Source organism: Alkalimonas collagenimarina (genome assembly GCF_030717845.1).
Lineage (GTDB): Bacteria > Pseudomonadota > Gammaproteobacteria > Enterobacterales > Alteromonadaceae > Alkalimonas > Alkalimonas collagenimarina.
In genome coordinates, this window is record NZ_JAUZVZ010000005.1 from 120,602 (window position 1) to 135,750 (window position 15,149).

At 44.4% G+C, this 15,149-nt stretch carries 14 protein-coding genes; 7 read left to right on the forward strand and 7 right to left on the reverse strand.

Annotated features, from left to right (window positions below; all coding sequences use genetic code 11):
* Positions 1-83 precede the first annotated feature (83 nt).
* A complete protein-coding gene (gene rpoS, locus Q3O60_RS04760) occupies positions 84-1,082 on the forward strand; it encodes an RNA polymerase sigma factor RpoS (protein WP_305892767.1) in 999 nt (332 codons plus the stop codon).
* Between the two features lie 75 nt (positions 1,083-1,157).
* Here rpoS and Q3O60_RS04765 read toward each other — a convergent pair whose 3' ends face one another.
* From Q3O60_RS04765 to Q3O60_RS04780, 4 genes are read right to left on the reverse strand one after another with little or no spacing between them, the layout of a single operon-like run.
* The gene (locus tag Q3O60_RS04765) at positions 1,158-1,478 is read right to left on the reverse strand and encodes a hypothetical protein (protein ID WP_305892768.1); all 321 of its coding nucleotides are present in this window, start codon (positions 1,476-1,478) and stop codon (positions 1,158-1,160) included.
* A 4-nt stretch (positions 1,479-1,482) separates the two neighbouring features.
* A complete protein-coding gene (locus tag Q3O60_RS04770) occupies positions 1,483-1,746 on the reverse strand; it encodes a hypothetical protein (RefSeq protein WP_305892769.1) in 264 nt (87 codons plus the stop codon).
* Positions 1,747-1,792: 46 nt separating this feature from the next.
* On the reverse strand, positions 1,793-3,982 hold the full coding sequence (locus Q3O60_RS04775; protein ID WP_305892770.1) for a S8 family peptidase: 2,190 nt from the start codon (positions 3,980-3,982) through the stop codon (positions 1,793-1,795).
* 11 nt (positions 3,983-3,993) lie between these two features.
* Positions 3,994-5,082 carry an AAA family ATPase gene (locus tag Q3O60_RS04780; RefSeq protein ID WP_305892771.1) on the reverse strand — a complete coding sequence of 363 codons (1,089 nt, stop codon included), beginning with the start codon at positions 5,080-5,082 and terminating at the stop codon, positions 3,994-3,996.
* Positions 5,083-5,394: 312 nt separating this feature from the next.
* Here Q3O60_RS04780 and Q3O60_RS04785 point away from each other — a divergent pair, with 312 nt between their 5' ends.
* Entirely contained in the window at positions 5,395-6,087 is a 693-nt protein-coding gene (locus tag Q3O60_RS04785; RefSeq protein ID WP_305892772.1) for a hypothetical protein, read from the forward strand.
* Between the two features lie 173 nt (positions 6,088-6,260).
* Here the strand turns inward: Q3O60_RS04785 and Q3O60_RS04790 are convergent, their stop codons facing one another.
* Complete coding sequence (locus Q3O60_RS04790; protein ID WP_305892773.1) at positions 6,261-7,220, reverse strand: hypothetical protein; 960 nt, start codon at positions 7,218-7,220, stop codon at positions 6,261-6,263.
* A gap of 190 nt (positions 7,221-7,410) precedes the next feature.
* On the opposite strand from Q3O60_RS04790, the gene Q3O60_RS04795 reads away from it, so the two are divergent.
* Complete coding sequence (locus Q3O60_RS04795; protein ID WP_369812632.1) at positions 7,411-7,674, forward strand: hypothetical protein; 264 nt, start codon at positions 7,411-7,413, stop codon at positions 7,672-7,674.
* Between the two features lie 361 nt (positions 7,675-8,035).
* The gene (locus Q3O60_RS04800) at positions 8,036-9,052 is read left to right on the forward strand and encodes an IS1595 family transposase (RefSeq protein WP_305892774.1); all 1,017 of its coding nucleotides are present in this window, start codon (positions 8,036-8,038) and stop codon (positions 9,050-9,052) included.
* A 112-nt stretch (positions 9,053-9,164) separates the two neighbouring features.
* Here Q3O60_RS04800 and Q3O60_RS04805 read toward each other — a convergent pair whose 3' ends face one another.
* Both Q3O60_RS04805 and mutS read right to left on the reverse strand, forming a co-directional pair.
* Positions 9,165-9,764, reverse strand: coding sequence for a hypothetical protein (locus tag Q3O60_RS04805; protein WP_305892775.1), 600 nt, complete (start codon positions 9,762-9,764; stop codon positions 9,165-9,167).
* Positions 9,765-12,350, reverse strand: a complete 2,586-nt coding sequence (gene mutS, locus Q3O60_RS04810) for a DNA mismatch repair protein MutS (protein WP_305892776.1) — start codon at positions 12,348-12,350, stop codon at positions 9,765-9,767.
* A gap of 32 nt (positions 12,351-12,382) precedes the next feature.
* Between mutS and Q3O60_RS04815 the strand changes: the two genes are divergently transcribed.
* The 3 genes from Q3O60_RS04815 to Q3O60_RS04825 all read left to right on the forward strand — a co-directional run bounded on the left by Q3O60_RS04815 (position 12,383) and on the right by Q3O60_RS04825 (position 15,146).
* Complete coding sequence (locus Q3O60_RS04815; RefSeq protein WP_305892777.1) at positions 12,383-12,883, forward strand: CinA family protein; 501 nt, start codon at positions 12,383-12,385, stop codon at positions 12,881-12,883.
* Between the two features lie 55 nt (positions 12,884-12,938).
* Positions 12,939-13,985, forward strand: a complete 1,047-nt coding sequence (gene recA, locus Q3O60_RS04820; protein ID WP_305892778.1) for a recombinase RecA — start codon at positions 12,939-12,941, stop codon at positions 13,983-13,985.
* Between the two features lie 237 nt (positions 13,986-14,222).
* Positions 14,223-15,146: a homoserine O-succinyltransferase gene (locus tag Q3O60_RS04825; RefSeq protein ID WP_305892779.1), complete on the forward strand. Its 924-nt coding sequence runs from the start codon at positions 14,223-14,225 to the stop codon at positions 15,144-15,146.
* Positions 15,147-15,149: the final 3 nt, after the last annotated feature.

The window sequence follows — 15,149 nt, forward strand, 5'->3', positions numbered from 1 at the left end:
CTTGAATAAGAGCGCAGATTCAGGTCAGCAACCAGAAAAAAACTCGCTGAACCAATGAAACCCTATAGATGTGGGAGAAGGATATGGGATCAAAGGCAATAAATGACCGCAGTGAAAATGCAGCAGATGATGTCAATGATGAGGTTTCATTGATGGATGCAGACGCAGAGCCAGATGCTGCCGCTTTATCAGAAGACGACAATGATACCGATACCGATGATGTGTTTACTAAGGATGATAATTACCGGGCGCTCGATGCGACTCAGATTTACCTCGGCGAGATTGGTTTTTCTCCATTGCTCAGTGCGGAAGAAGAAGTCTACTTTTCCCGACTAGCGTTAAAAGGGGATGAAGCCGCCCGTAAACGCATGATTGAAAGCAATTTACGTCTGGTCGTGAAAATTGCCCGACGCTACATCAACCGGGGTTTGGCTTTGCTCGATTTGATTGAAGAAGGCAACTTAGGTTTGATCCGTGCGGTGGAAAAGTTTGATCCGGAGCGTGGCTTTCGTTTTTCAACGTATGCTACCTGGTGGATCCGACAAACTATTGAGCGGGCCATTATGAATCAGACCCGTACTATTCGGTTGCCCATTCATGTTGTGAAAGAACTTAATATTTATTTACGTGCTGCCCGTGAGTTATCGCAAAAGCTGGATCATGAGCCAAGCGCGGAAGAAATCGCTGCATCCCTGGATAAACCGGTTGCCGAAGTACGAAAAATGCTGAAGCTCAATGAGCGTATTACCTCGGTAGATGGTCTGGCGGCAGGTGCCTCTGATAAGCAATTATTGGATGTTATTGCTGATGAAAAGGAGTTAGGGCCCGAAGCAGAGCTGCAAGATCAGGACATCAAGCAGCATTTGGTACTGTGGTTAGATGAGCTGAATCCTAAGCAACGAGAAGTGTTGGCACGTCGTTTTGGCTTGCTGGGCTATGAACCCTCTACTTTGGAAGATGTTGGCCATGAAATCGGCTTAACGCGCGAGCGGGTTCGGCAAATTCAGGTAGAAGCGTTACGACGCTTAAAAGAAATTGTCACCCACCAAGGGCTAAATGTCGAAACCTTGTTTCAGGATTAGTGCTCATTGACAAACCAACGCTATTATGTAGCTGTTGCACAACCTTCATTGGAGCATGAGCTTTTTATTTCAAGCTCATGCTCCCTCTGGTGTGTTAACAACAGACTTCTCAAGGGGAGATGCTTGAGCCATAGCCCGAAGCATTAAAGGTGCTGAAACCCCAACATTCACAGCCAAAATCGGGCTTAAGAAAGTATCTGAAGAAACATACACATAAGCTAAGCCTCCGCCAAGTATAGGTAAAACAACGAAAGGCACCCAATAGACCCAATCCTTCAAATCAGGACGTTCCACGGCAGGCAGCTTATGTAGCTCGGCTAGCTCCAAAAGTTTTATGGAGAATGCTCCGCCCATTGCAAACCAAACAGAAGAACTAATAACGCTTAGAAACTCCACAATATTAGGCTCCTCTATTTCTGATTACAGATGAAAGGCGTAATCCAATTCCAGTGCGACCCCTATAATTTTCCCTTGAAGTATAGAGCGTCTCACCCTTTAAATTGCGAGCTGAAGATTTTACTATCTCATCCCCATGTAAGGACAAGTAGATGCGAACATCTTCTTGGCTAACATTACTTTCTGTTGCTACACCTTGAATCGTTCTCCATTCATATTTTTTATTTTCAAAAGCTTTCTTAATTCGCTTTTCAATCTGCTCATCCACGGAAAAACTCCAATATCAAATACGGTAACAGTCGTATATATAATACTTATTGAATCCTGACTCTATTAGAAACCTTAACAGCTTGCAGAGTCTGATTCTGTTGTAAAACCATGTTGTAAGTCTTGGTTTCACCTTCTGCACGTATCGATAGAATTAATGAATAACCGAGTGGTGATTTTGTGCCAGTTGAATCACCACCTTTTTCTCTTGCATGATATTTCACATCGAACACTGGGGCAGAAAGTGTAGACTTTTTGAACCTGTGAGATTTTGAAATACATGTTTCCCACTTGTGAGCATCCTCTCTCAATGTCTCTTCAGTTTCATACAAATTATCTGTAGAAAAAAATGTTTTTGTATCCGCATGATCTGCGCCATCTTTTACTTTATCTTCATTTGCTCGAAATGTGACGACTAATCCGCTTCGGGTATAATGAAGGGGATGCTCAGGATCCACATTAGCGTTAAAACAAAAAGTTGCTTTCAAGTGGATCCATTTGCAGTTTGCTCCTTCGGGAATAGGTATTGGAATTCTCAAGTGTTGAGAAGCTTTTAATTCGCCTTGATAAACAATAATAGCCTCATCATCTTTGCACTCTATAACTTCCTCAGGCGAATTTGGTAACCTTCCCCAACCGACATCAGTAATTTCTTTATCCTCCCTGACTGCATGGTGGATCATCAAAGCTTTTACAGTGGATGTACTTAAAGCAAAGTCAGTTATTGCATCAATACCCGCAGCAACTCTTAGAGCATATGGAGACGCATAGCTAGTGCCTTGAGTGCCAATAATCGAGTGGGTTTGTGGGGAATAGACTTTGAATAAATCATCGTCTGAACCCCCAAAAATGATGCCATCAGGTTTTACCATCCCAGGGCTTCTTCCTGGCCCCTTGCAACTATATGTTGCTCGATCCCAATTTTCATTGTTAGTGCTTGCAGAGCCGACTGCAAAACAGTTCACCATATCGCTAGGCGGTTGAATACGCGCATAACCTCCTTCTAAGTCTCCATCATTTCCAACAGCTACAGTGGCGAAACAATGACCATCTTGCAGCAATGAATCGATTACAGAGGTCCAAACATGCACGTCATCATCTTCCACTGGTAATCGAGGACCTAAACTCAGATTGACATATTTATATATCTTCTTTTTTAAGACAGTCTCTATTCGTGTTAACACATCAAATAAATCAGGATCTGAATCTTCTGGAGACAAAACTCTTACTATATCTACGTTTGTATAAGGAGCTTGAAAGGATTTATTGTTAGCATCATATGGACCGAATAAATAAGTTGCGCAGACTTCACCACCATGAGCTAATAAACCTGGATGTGAACTAGTTACATCGGGGGGAATGAATTCATTAACCCAAGGTAGAATAACGTTATCAGAACTAAGGCCACCATCAAAAATACAGACCTTAAAGTCGTGATTTAAAGGCTGGTATTCAGGTAATGTGAATGCTTCATTTATCGTGGCACGAATTGCATCAGGCCTATTTATCCGCAGTTTTGGAACACTTCTTAGCACCCGTAAATGAGAAAATTCAGCTAGCGCTGTTTCTAGCCCTTTAGGTAAAAGCACTGGAAGAAATGTTAGCCCACCCACTGACTTAGAACGCACCCAGTCTACATGGCCCCCTAAAGAGGTAGCGTACTCTGTAAAAGATTTATGAACTGGCTCGTCAATTGATTCCGCATGCAAAACAACCTCCAGTTTTAGGTTGTCTGAGTCTTCATCAATAGCTTTTATTTTCTCGATGGCGCTAAATGAGCTTACTTCTTCAATAGATCTGATAATTGTTTCTGTTATTTCTGGAAGGTGATCATGCGCTATACTGTTTAACATTGCTTCAAACGTTGTGCGACTTCCAGAAACAAAAATACATGATGCCAACCCTTCCTCTGGGTGTTTCGTTACTGCCCACTTGCGTGGTTTAACCTTAACTGACTTTGAACCAACATCCTTAATTCCAAACTTTTTAAAAAGTTGAGTTGGATAGTATGATTTTGCAAGATAAGAAGGGTGCTGTATGAACTTTATAACTACTTCCCCATTTGCGCATTGCTGTACCGGCTTCGAATCAATTTCTTTAATTATGCGAGCTAGATCAGAAACAAGCTTATCGCGAGCCTCTGCAAATGAGTATGGGTGAGCTTTGGGTCCAGATCCTGATTTTATTTCTACGCGTCTAGTTAGCGTTTCACCATAGCCAATTATAAAGTTCTTCATGTGAGCGGTCCTTATGCTTGAATGTTTTCTTCCAATACCTTTTTAACAGTCGGTCGACTAATGTTAAGTATGCTAGAAATTGAACGCTGAGATTCCCCTTTTTTATGAAGTCTTATAATCCAATTATTTCTCTCTTCTTTAGACATTGAACTAAGATCTTTATCAGTCAACATACTAATACCATCTGTATTCGCTTCCCTAATTTTCAAATTAAAATTTGAAATAATACTTTCTCGCTTAGCTTGTCGTAGCTCTCTATCAATATTACTAAATGACATCCCTGCGAAGTGCTTTGCAATCCTGCCACTTTTTAATGCTTCAGGCCAATATTCGACAAGATATTTCTCAATGATTTCTATTGAGGGCATTGGGAACTCTATCTCTACATCAAAACGTCTCCATATAGCAGGGTCCAACAGCTCACTGTGGTTAGTTGCTGCAATAAGTAAAGAGTTAGGTGGCCAGTCATCTATTGCTTGAAGTAAAACTGTAACTAAACGCTTTAATTCACCTAGCTCCCTGTCATCATCCCTTCGCTTAGCAATTGCGTCAAACTCATCCAAGAGTAAGACACAAGGAGTAGACATCGCATGCTCTAAAACAGCTCTAACATTACTACCTGTCTTACCAAGAAAACTGCTCATGACTGTCGCTAAATCAAGAGTAAAGAGAGGTAAGCCTAAATTTTTAGCTAGCCAGCGCGCAGACATCGTCTTTCCAACTCCTGGAGCACCTTTAAAGATCACCGAGCGAGCAGGGAAAATTCCCTCTCTCAGCAATTCTTCTGTATGGCGTCGTTCCAGTAAAATTTGTTCAAGTGATTCTTCAACATCACTCGCAAATACAGGAGCGGTATCAAGCAAAATAGGATCTTCAACTCTGACTAAAGTCTGTCTCGTATCAGCATCTAACGGTAAAGGTTTGCTTTTCAGGCCTGTGCTTCTTGTTGCAACAAATTGCAGTCTATTAGTAATATCTTGATATAAAATAGAATTTACAGTCCTAATTTTGGAGGCAAACTGTCTAACTGCTATCTGTCCTAAGTTCTCGTTGCCACTCAAAGCTGCGTCAATCAACTTTAAAATTATTTTATCTTCCATAAATCACCTAGGCTGGTAAGCTTTATTGGCTGAATCGGTAAAAATCACCAAAACTTTACCACAAAAACTTACCGATCGCATGGATTTCCAGAGATTTTTTTACCAAAAAAAGTCGGGTGGTTATTTTTTGGCAAGGTGAAGAGTCCGCTTGTTCTCCGCGAGTTTAATAACCGCGTCTAATCATCAAACACTTTCAATATCAATTTGGTTGGAGCTAGGCTAATACCAGCTCCATAGCTGATTGTTTGCGAATATCTACCAGCCTAGATAAGATGCAGACATAAAAAAGGTACTTTAATCAGATAAATTTTTATGACAACAGCTATTTTTAAAGCTTGCAAGTTTGCAGCTATCGACTCTCGATGGACCGATATGTTTGACTACCCGGTAGAGACAATAACGAGAAAATACGTCTATGCTAACGAAGAGCTTTACTTATTTTCTGGTGATCATCTACCTATAATTCTTGAACAAGCACTTCTAATTCAAGTGATTAGTGAAGAGGATTTTTTAAGGTTTTATGACCGTCTTGATCCAGACGATGTATTTGGGTGCTTAGCCATTGATGAACACTCAGGAAGGCACCTAGATGAGGATGGTTACGCCTTCGACTGGCATTATGGCATTGCTCACACTGGTTCTGGTGGGATATTTGCTTCTAATTTTTATTACTACGCTAAGCGACACAGGTACTTAAGTGTCCATGGCTGTAATATTGATAGGGCTCTTAATTATGCGTTCCACTGGGATAAGTGCTCTGGTGCGCCAGTAAAGAAAAAGATTTGGGGACGAAGAGCTTTTGACAATACACAACAAACTGGTTTAGACTATCGGACGTTTATTGAGCAAGAAATTAATTCCTATTTCCGAGGCAGAGCCATGGATCACACTTTGAAATCGTCAATGAGAACAAGCCCGGCGCCCAATGGTGTAAAGGTCAGTCTTTATGCTGCAAAAAGTAGGCTTGCAAAACGTAAAGCTCGTTTAGCTGAAAAGAAGTCGTAATTCCTGTAGCGCTCTACTCACTTTAAATATCCTGTAAAAGAGGATATCACCATAACGCGGCGGCAGAGCAGCCCCGCATTAACAATGTAATGGCTCAATTATCGACGTGGCGGCACCGGAGCCCCCACATAACAATGTAATGTCCGGATTTACTACTGCAACGTCTCATTTCTTCAAACAAGAGTTTTCCGCCTGTGCTTTTCAATCTCAGTGAGGGCATTAGATAACGCAATGTTTCTTATGCACTCTGCTCCACGCTGTCGTTCAACAGCTACTATCTCCATTAGTATATCTGCGATATTAGCGTGATTGATCTGATTAAGCAGAATTAACTGCTCTTGAAAATTGTCACAAATCAGTCCTTTCTCTTTCGCCAAAGTTAATATTATCTTGTAAGAGCTGAGTGCCCTTGCGATATTTGAGTCTTGGCTAGGCAGTATCCGAGTAGGAATGGGCAGGCTCTTGTGTAATGCCGACACTCTTTTAGCATCATTGTCATTTTGGTTAAATGCATAGCTCATCAGATCATAAAGGGGAACAGCTACAATCTTCAGTTCCGTTAATGTAACCATTCTGAGAAAAACAGACAGCGCTCCCCTTTCGTAACGCAACTGTATTGATAATTGGCCTTCATTCCTTGCCGCCAAGCTAAGTGCCAGTAAACAAGTTAAAGCATCTAGGCTATTTAAAGAGCATAGAAATTGGACTGTTTTTGTGCTCAATGTTGTTTTCCGGTGCATACTCCCATCTGAATTTGTTTTAAAGAGACAGCCTATGATTTCAGGGGAAAGAGATAACAGCACTTTGTTGATAAATACCTGCTCAAAGCTGTTGCTGCCAAGCAACTGCCACAGCGAATGAGTAAAAATTGCTTTTGTCCCTGGTAGTAAACCATCCGTTTTGTCAGCGTTGTTTTCTCTGAGCAACGCCTTACCCTGCAACATTCTATTCCAGAACCTTGAAGAATTATTCGACCAACCTGGTATAGAAGTGATTTCTTCACCCAGGTGTTTCGCTAGTATCTGATTAGGCGTAGTAACGCCAAGCCGTTGTTTAACAACTTCAGTCCAATATCGAGTCGCAATAGCTCTGATATCCGGTTCTAGCTTCTTGTAGTCAGAAAAAGTAAACATATTTTGGAGGCGAAAAAATTTGGCATGACCTGTGCCAAATTATCGTTGATAAAAAATAGATAAGTAAAATCAGTCTGATACAAATTCATGGAGGTGATTCCACTGGTCATTCATGTCTTAGAAAAACCATATTAAAACACTTTAATCACCGTTAGTCTTGCTCTGTCACATCAAAGCAAGGAATTCGATTTTGCGTGATGAAGAAGAACTCCAGAAACTAGTAGCGCATATAGAGAACCAGCTACTGAAATTGCATAACTCGCCAGTCATCACTGGCGAGGCTTTGAGGTGTTCATTGGGCTATCGCTCAGTTGAAGCTTTCAGGCAGGCCTTATCTCGGAATACTGTGCCTGTAAGGATTTTTACCATAGAAAATAGGCGAGGAAAGTTCGCCTTGGTCAGAGACATTGCCATTTGGCTAGCAAATGAAACCTTAAAATCCATTAAAGATTAATTGTTACACCTGTCAAATGGAGGGCGTTATGAATAGCTAGAGCATGAATTAAATGAGGCCGGAAACACAAAAGCCAGATGCGGTAACATCTGGCCTGAGTGATTTATCAAAGAAATGCGAAACCCTTTGATACTCACGATTTTGTCCCTTTCACATTAAGTTGTCAACACGAATAGCTCTTTTCCTGCGTTCGTGCGGCAACTTATCGCCTCAACCAACTGAATTTTAATTAATTTTCTATGCTGACTTTTCTCGGTAGAGGCAAGGCTTTGCCGAGAAAATGGCAGGGGGAGGTAATATGTCTCAACATTGGTTGTTATCAAGCGCCGTTAGGGATCTATCCATAATGGACATAGCCGAGATGTCAGAAGATGATGCGTTCAAGTTTTTTTGTGGAATTAGATGGGGCAATCAAACAACTCAGTCCTGTTTATCGTGTGGTGCAATAGATCAGCACTTTTTCCGAGCCAGCCGGAGGCAATGGCGTTGTAAGCACTGTGATGCTTATTTCAGTGTGACAACAAAAACCATCTGGGCTGACAGAAAACTCTCATTCAAAAAATTGTTGCTTATGTTGTTCGTTTTTACATCAAGTCCAAATGGTATTTCAGCCTCATCATTATCGAGAAAACTGGGTGTTGCGTATAAAACTGCTTGGATATTTTGCCATAAATTGCGTGAGGCACTAATGAGAACTGAAGATAAAGCTCTTATGTCTGGGGAGGTGCATGTCGATGGTGGACACTTCGGAGGTAAGCCCAGAAGTGGACAATTTAGAAACAAAGCTAAGCCAGAAGCCATTGCTGAAAAAATAAAGCTTGGCAAAAGCCAAGGGGCAAAGCGCAGTAAAATATCTCGAGCAAATTTTGAGAGAAAGAAGAGAAACCGCCGAATAGTAATGGTTGTTAGGCAAGTAACACCTGGTTTAGGCGGGGTCAGGACAAGATGCTTACTGGCAAAAGCAGAAGATGACAGTGCGGCTAGGTTTATCGCCCAGAATTACATTGAAAAAGGAGCTTTGGTGCGAACAGACGAATGCCCTGCTTATTCGATGTTTTCATCACGGTTCATTCACGAGACAGTAGAACACTCAAAGGAGTACTCAACAATTGACGGTGTAAATAATAATCAAGCAGAGTCGTTCTTCAGCCGACTTAGGAGGAGTGAATACGGTACTTTTCATCGGATGATGGCTAGGTACATGCTTGATTACTGCAACGAGATGACATGGCGAGAAGATCATCGGAGAACTACTGAAGGCTTCCGATTCACTGATGCACTGAGGCGCTCTCTGATTGTTGGCTATTCACGCTGGTGGAGAGGTTATGGTGAGGGTGTCAGGAGAGGAAGTGAATTACTATTTAACGAAAATAAGTAATGAACTAGTTCACCTCTCGTTTTCAGATATCAAAACGTGACTTAGCATAGAGCGATACCAATCGCCCTATTTAAGTTATAGTTGCATGGAAAAATCTGAATATGAGGTCAATTTATTTTTTAGCGCGATAACGTGCTTCTGAATGATGGGAGCCGAACTGGGTTCTTTGAAGCTTTCCTTGATAAGCCATATTTTGTAAGCGCTGTCTTACTGCCTTTCGAAACAGACGGATGCTCTCTGGATCATAGTTGTGCCATCCTGACTGCTCTAATATGAAGTAAAAAAACTCTGAAACTGAAGCATCCTGGTCAACAGGCAATAGACCAAGATACTTATATATTAGCTTGGTCACTAAACCATAAGCTAAATTGGTTCTTTTCATGTTTTTTCGTAATGGGGGGATGTCTACAGCTGAAATAGGAACTTCATGTATCTCAATTACTTTAGCCAAAGAGTTAATACAATCCCGCAAGACTTCACGTTTTACGGTTAACTCAGCAATTGAATCCTCAACTGCAGTAAGCTGCTGACGCTGTTTCTGGTATTTATCAATCAGCCATTTTAATGATGAAGGTGTTCGAATCGTCATAGGAGAGCAGAATACCTGCTCCCCTAAAATTTTTCCTGTGCAACAGCTACATAATAGCGCAAACCAAGTAAAAAGCGCCGAACGGCGCTTTTTTTCTGCGATAGCAAAGCTATCGACATCCAATTAATTTATCAACTGCGTTTGCAGGGTGTACAGCAAATCCAGTGCCTGACGGGCGCTGAGTTCATCTGGGTTGATACTGCGTAATTGCTGCAATACCGGATGCTCCCCGGGCATTAAATCTAACTGTACCTGAGGTGTTGTGGGGCCAGGTTGGCCATCGGTTGATGTTCGATCCACTTGTTGCTCCAATTGCTGCAATTTTACTTTTGCTTGCTGGATCACTGCTTTAGGAACTCCGGCTAATTGGGCTACTTGCAAGCCAAAACTCTTACTGGCGGCGCCTTCTTGCATTTGATGCAAAAAGGCAATGGTATCGCCATGTTCGACGGCATCGACATGCACATTAGCCAGACCTTCCAATTGTTCAGCCAATTGGGTCAGCTCAAAATAGTGGGTGGCGAATAAGGTCATGGCTTTTAATTGTCGTGCCAGATAGTCGGCACAAGCCCAGGCTAGCGATAAGCCGTCGTAGGTACTGGTGCCGCGGCCTATTTCATCCATCAGTACCAGGCTGTGCTCGGTGGCATGATGCAAAATGGTGGCCGTTTCCGTCATTTCTACCATAAAGGTAGAGCGGCCAGAGGCCAAATCATCGGAGGCACCGACCCGGGTAAAAATACGATCAATTGGCCCAATCAGAGCTTGCTCTGCCGGGACAAAACAGCCGATAGAAGCCATCAGTACAATTAACGCAGTCTGACGCATATAGGTGGATTTACCACCCATATTAGGGCCGGTGATCAACAACATACGACGCTTAGTGGATAGCTGCAATGGGTTGGCAATAAAAGGCTCGCTCATCACTTGCTCAACTACGGGATGACGGCCCTGTTCTATCTGAATACCAATCTCAGTTTGTAGTTCTGGCCGATGATAGTTCAGTGCATCGGCCCGCTCAGCGAAGGTCGCCAGCACATCCATTTCAGCCAGCGCTGCGGCCAGCTGCTGCAGTTCGGCCAGTTGGGGTAAGATGGCATCGAATAGCTGATCATACAGTTGTTTTTCCAACGCCAGTGCTTTGCTCTGACTGCCCAGGACCTTGTCTTCGTATTCCTTTAATTCTGGAATAATAAAGCGTTCATTATTCTTTAAGGTTTGCCGCCGAATGTAATCTGCTGGCACTTTATGATCGGAACCTCGACCAATTTCGATGTAATAGCCATGCACTCGGTTGAAGCCCACCTTCAGTGAGCTGATACCCGTCCGCTCACGTTCGCGCACTTCTAATTGCTGCAGATAGTCGGTGGCACCGGTGGCTAATGCACGCCAATGATCAAGTTCCTCATGGTAACCAGACGCAATCACACCGCCATCGCGGATCAGAACCGGAGGTTGCTCAACAATGGCTTGCTGCAGTAAATCGGCGATGCTTGGTATGGGCTGACTTTGCTGGCTGAGTTGCCGAAGTAACGGGCTTTGCCAGCTTGTGAGTAAGGGTTGTAATGAAGGCAATTGCTGTAAAGCCTGACGCAAGCGGGCAAAATCACGCGGCCGGGCAGAGCGAAGCGCCAGTCGGGCAATGACGCGCTCAATATCGCCTATTTGTTTTAGCTGAGGCTGTAGCTCCGGGTAGTCCGGTTGCAATGCACTGACTGCATCCAGGCGCTGGTTGATCACCGCGTGCTGGCGAAGCGGAGCATGGATCCAACGTTGTAACAGTCTTGAGCCCATGGCGGTCTGAGTCTGATCCAACACCGATGCCAGCGTATGCTCATGGCCCCCTGCTAAGTTTTGTGTTAGCTCCAGATTGCGGCGGGTCGCTGCATCCAGCACCATAAAATGCTCATTTTGCTCTCGTGCAATCGCCCGGATGTGAGGCAACTGGCTGCGCTGGGTATCTTTCACATACTGCATTAGGCAACCGGCTGCCATCAGACCGATGGGGGCATCCTCAACGCCAAAACTAAGTAGATCCTGAGTGGCAAATTGTTGGCACAGTTGGCGCTTGGCCGTATCCAGTTCAAATTCCCAGACTGGGCGGCGACGGCAACTGCATGAAGCCGGTAGCTGCTGTTGTAAGGGATAGTCTTCCGGGTACAACAGTTCCGCTGGTTCAAGCCGTTGAAGTAAAGCAAGCAGGTCGCTTTCTTGCTGCAGCTGGTTCAACATAAAGCGGCCGCTACTGATATCGAGCCAGGCGATACCGTAGGTGCCCTTGCTGTGGCTGACCGCACACAACAGGTGATCACGCCTTTCCTGCATCAAAGCTTCGTCGGTGACGGTGCCTGGCGTGACGATACGAACTACTTTGCGATCGACTGGGCCCTTGCTGGTAGCTGGATCGCCTACCTGCTCACAAATGGCGACGGATTCTCCCAGCTGAACCAGACGCGCCAGATAGGATTCGACCGCATGGTAGGGCACACCAGCCATTGGGATCGGTTGGCCTGCACTTTGCCCCCGCTTGGTTAAGGATATATCCAGTAAGCTGGCGGCTCTTTTTGCATCATCAAAAAACAACTCATAGAAATCGCCCATACGATAAAACAATAAAATATCCGGGTGCTGACTTTTCAACCCAAGGTATTGTTGCATCATCGGGGTGTGTGGACTGGCTTCTTGCCCAGAAGTGGTGTTGGACGGCATAATGGTGTTAAATTCCCTACTATGGATTGCTGATGACAGCCTTGGTCGATACCATACAACTGGCGAGCGAGTTGGGCCAGCTCTTAATACAACAACAGCTGACGGTAACAACGGCTGAGTCCTGTACCGGTGGTGGTATTGCGTATCACCTGACCGCAGTTCCCGGCAGCTCTGCGTATCTGGACCGCAGTTTTATTACCTATAGTAACAAATCCAAACAGCAATTATTAGCGGTACCACCGCAGACATTGCAACAATTTGGCGCCGTTAGTCTGCAAACTGTGCAAGAGATGGCTGCGGGTGCCGCCAAGGCGGCGAGTGCCGATCTGGCGATCGCGGTCTCAGGCATTGCCGGGCCGGGTGGGGGCAGTGAACACAAGCCGGTTGGAACCGTTTGTTTTGGCTTTTGGCTGAAGGGGGTTTGCACCAGCAATCAACTGCACTTTGACGGGGACCGCACAGAAATCAGACAGCAATCGATCAATTTTGCTCTGCAGCAAAGCATTCGATTGTTGACAGCATCTGCAAACTAAACTACTGTATGCTCATACAGTCATCAAGCCATCACTGAATTTTTCGGAGTCATCAATGGACGACAATAAACAAAAAGCACTTACGGCTGCCTTAGGCCAAATTGAACGCCAGTTTGGCAAGGGCTCCATTATGCGGTTGGGCGATAGCACCGCCCTGGATATTGAATCGGTTTCCACCGGCTCACTGGGTTTGGATATCGCGTTAGGCATAGGCGGCTTGCCCTATGGTCGTATCGTTGAAATTTACGGGCCTGAGTCATCCGGTAAAACCACACTGACGTTGCAAGTGGTGGCAGAAGCGCAAAAGGCAGGTAAAACCTGTGCTTTTATCGATGCGGAACATGCACTGGATCCGATTTATGCTTCGAAATTGGGTGTCGATGTCGATAATTTGCTTGTGTCTCAGCCAGATACCGGCGAGCAAGCGCTGGAAATTTGCGACATGCTGGTTCGGTCTGCGGCGGTTGATATCGTGATTGTCGACTCCGTCGCCGCCTTAACACCAAAAGCAGAAATTGAAGGCGATATGGGCGACAGCCACATGGGTTTGCAAGCTCGATTAATGTCGCAAGCACTGCGTAAACTGACTGCAAATATTAAACGTTCCAATACCTTGTGTATTTTCATCAACCAGATCCGCATGAAAATTGGTGTGATGTTTGGTAATCCGGAAACCACCACCGGCGGTAATGCGCTGAAGTTCTATGCCTCGGTACGGTTGGATATACGCCGTATTGGCTCGGTGAAAGATGGTGATGAAATTATCGGTAACGAAACCAGAGTTAAAGTGGTCAAGAACAAAGTGGCTCCACCCTTCAAGCAGGCTGAGTTCATCATCACCTATGGCCAGGGTATCAATAAGCAGGGCGAGTTGCTTGATTTAGGGGTACAGGAAAAACTGGTGGATAAAGCCGGTGCCTGGTATGCCTATCAGGGCAATAAAATTGGTCAGGGTAAAGCCAATGCGATGAAGTTTATGGTGGAAAACCCTGCAATGGCGACTGAGCTTGAAACTGAATTACGTAGCCGTTTATTGTTAAAACCTGAAAAAATGGTACGTCCAACGCCAGAAAAGGAAACAGAGCTACCGATTGAAGAGTAAGCTCCACTTGTCTGATAGATACACAGTCAATTGATCAATCATAAATAATAAGTGCCAGCTTTCGAGCTGGCACTTTTGTGTTGAGTGCTTGATGTCACTGCAGTGGTAAGCTGGACTTTCCCATAGCATTCGTTATCGCTTTATTGTGATTCTATAGACGTCTATACGTTTAGAAGTTGACATTTTACCGGTTTTTACGCACACTTCGCACATTGTTTGTCCGGGAGCGGAGCAGTTATGCCCATAAAAGTTGTTGATCAGTTGCCTGCTGTTGGCGCTTTATCGGCCGAAAATGTTTTCGTAATGACCGAGAGCCGGGCGGCCAGTCAGGATATCCGGCCACAGCGCATTGCCATTTTAAATTTAATGCCCGACAAGATCACCACCGAGATCCAGTTGTTACGCTTACTGGCCAATACCCCTTTGCAAGTGGATGTTGAATTACTGCGGCTCGATGATCATAAAAGTAAGCACACCCCTGAAAGCCATCTAAACTGTTTTTATCGTTATTTTTCTCAGGTAACGGCCGAAAAGTACGATGGGTTGATTATTACCGGTGCTCCTTTGGGGTTGGTAGACTATGCAGATGTCACCTATTGGGATCAGCTGGAAGGAATTTTGAGCTGGGCAGATAGCCATGTTACGTCAACCTTGTTTTTGTGCTGGGCGGCGCATGCAGGCTTGTATCATTATTACGGATTGCAGCGTGAAATACGTGGCGAAAAGCTGTCGGGCGTCTATCCACAGCAGTTAACGCAGCCTTTATGCCCACTTGTCCGTGGCTTTGATGACCAGTTTTGGGTACCGCATTCACGATATGCTCAAGTACCGAAGCAACGCTTTACCCAGCATGACGAGTTGCATATTCTGGCCGAGTCGGATCAGACCGGGCCTTATTTACTACAAAACAGCAGCGGCAGTCGTGTCTTCGTGACCGGGCATCCTGAGTATGATGTCAACACGCTGGCCGAGGAGTATCAACGGGATCTGGTGTCAGGTTTAACGCCAAAATTGCCAGAAAACTATTTTCCACACGATGATCCAAAGCAACAGCCGCTCAAGTTATGGCAAAGCCATGCCTTTTTGTTATTCAGTAACTGGTTGAATTATTATGTCTACCAGGCCACGCCTTTTGATATAGGTTTAATTGGACAGAAGTGAGGT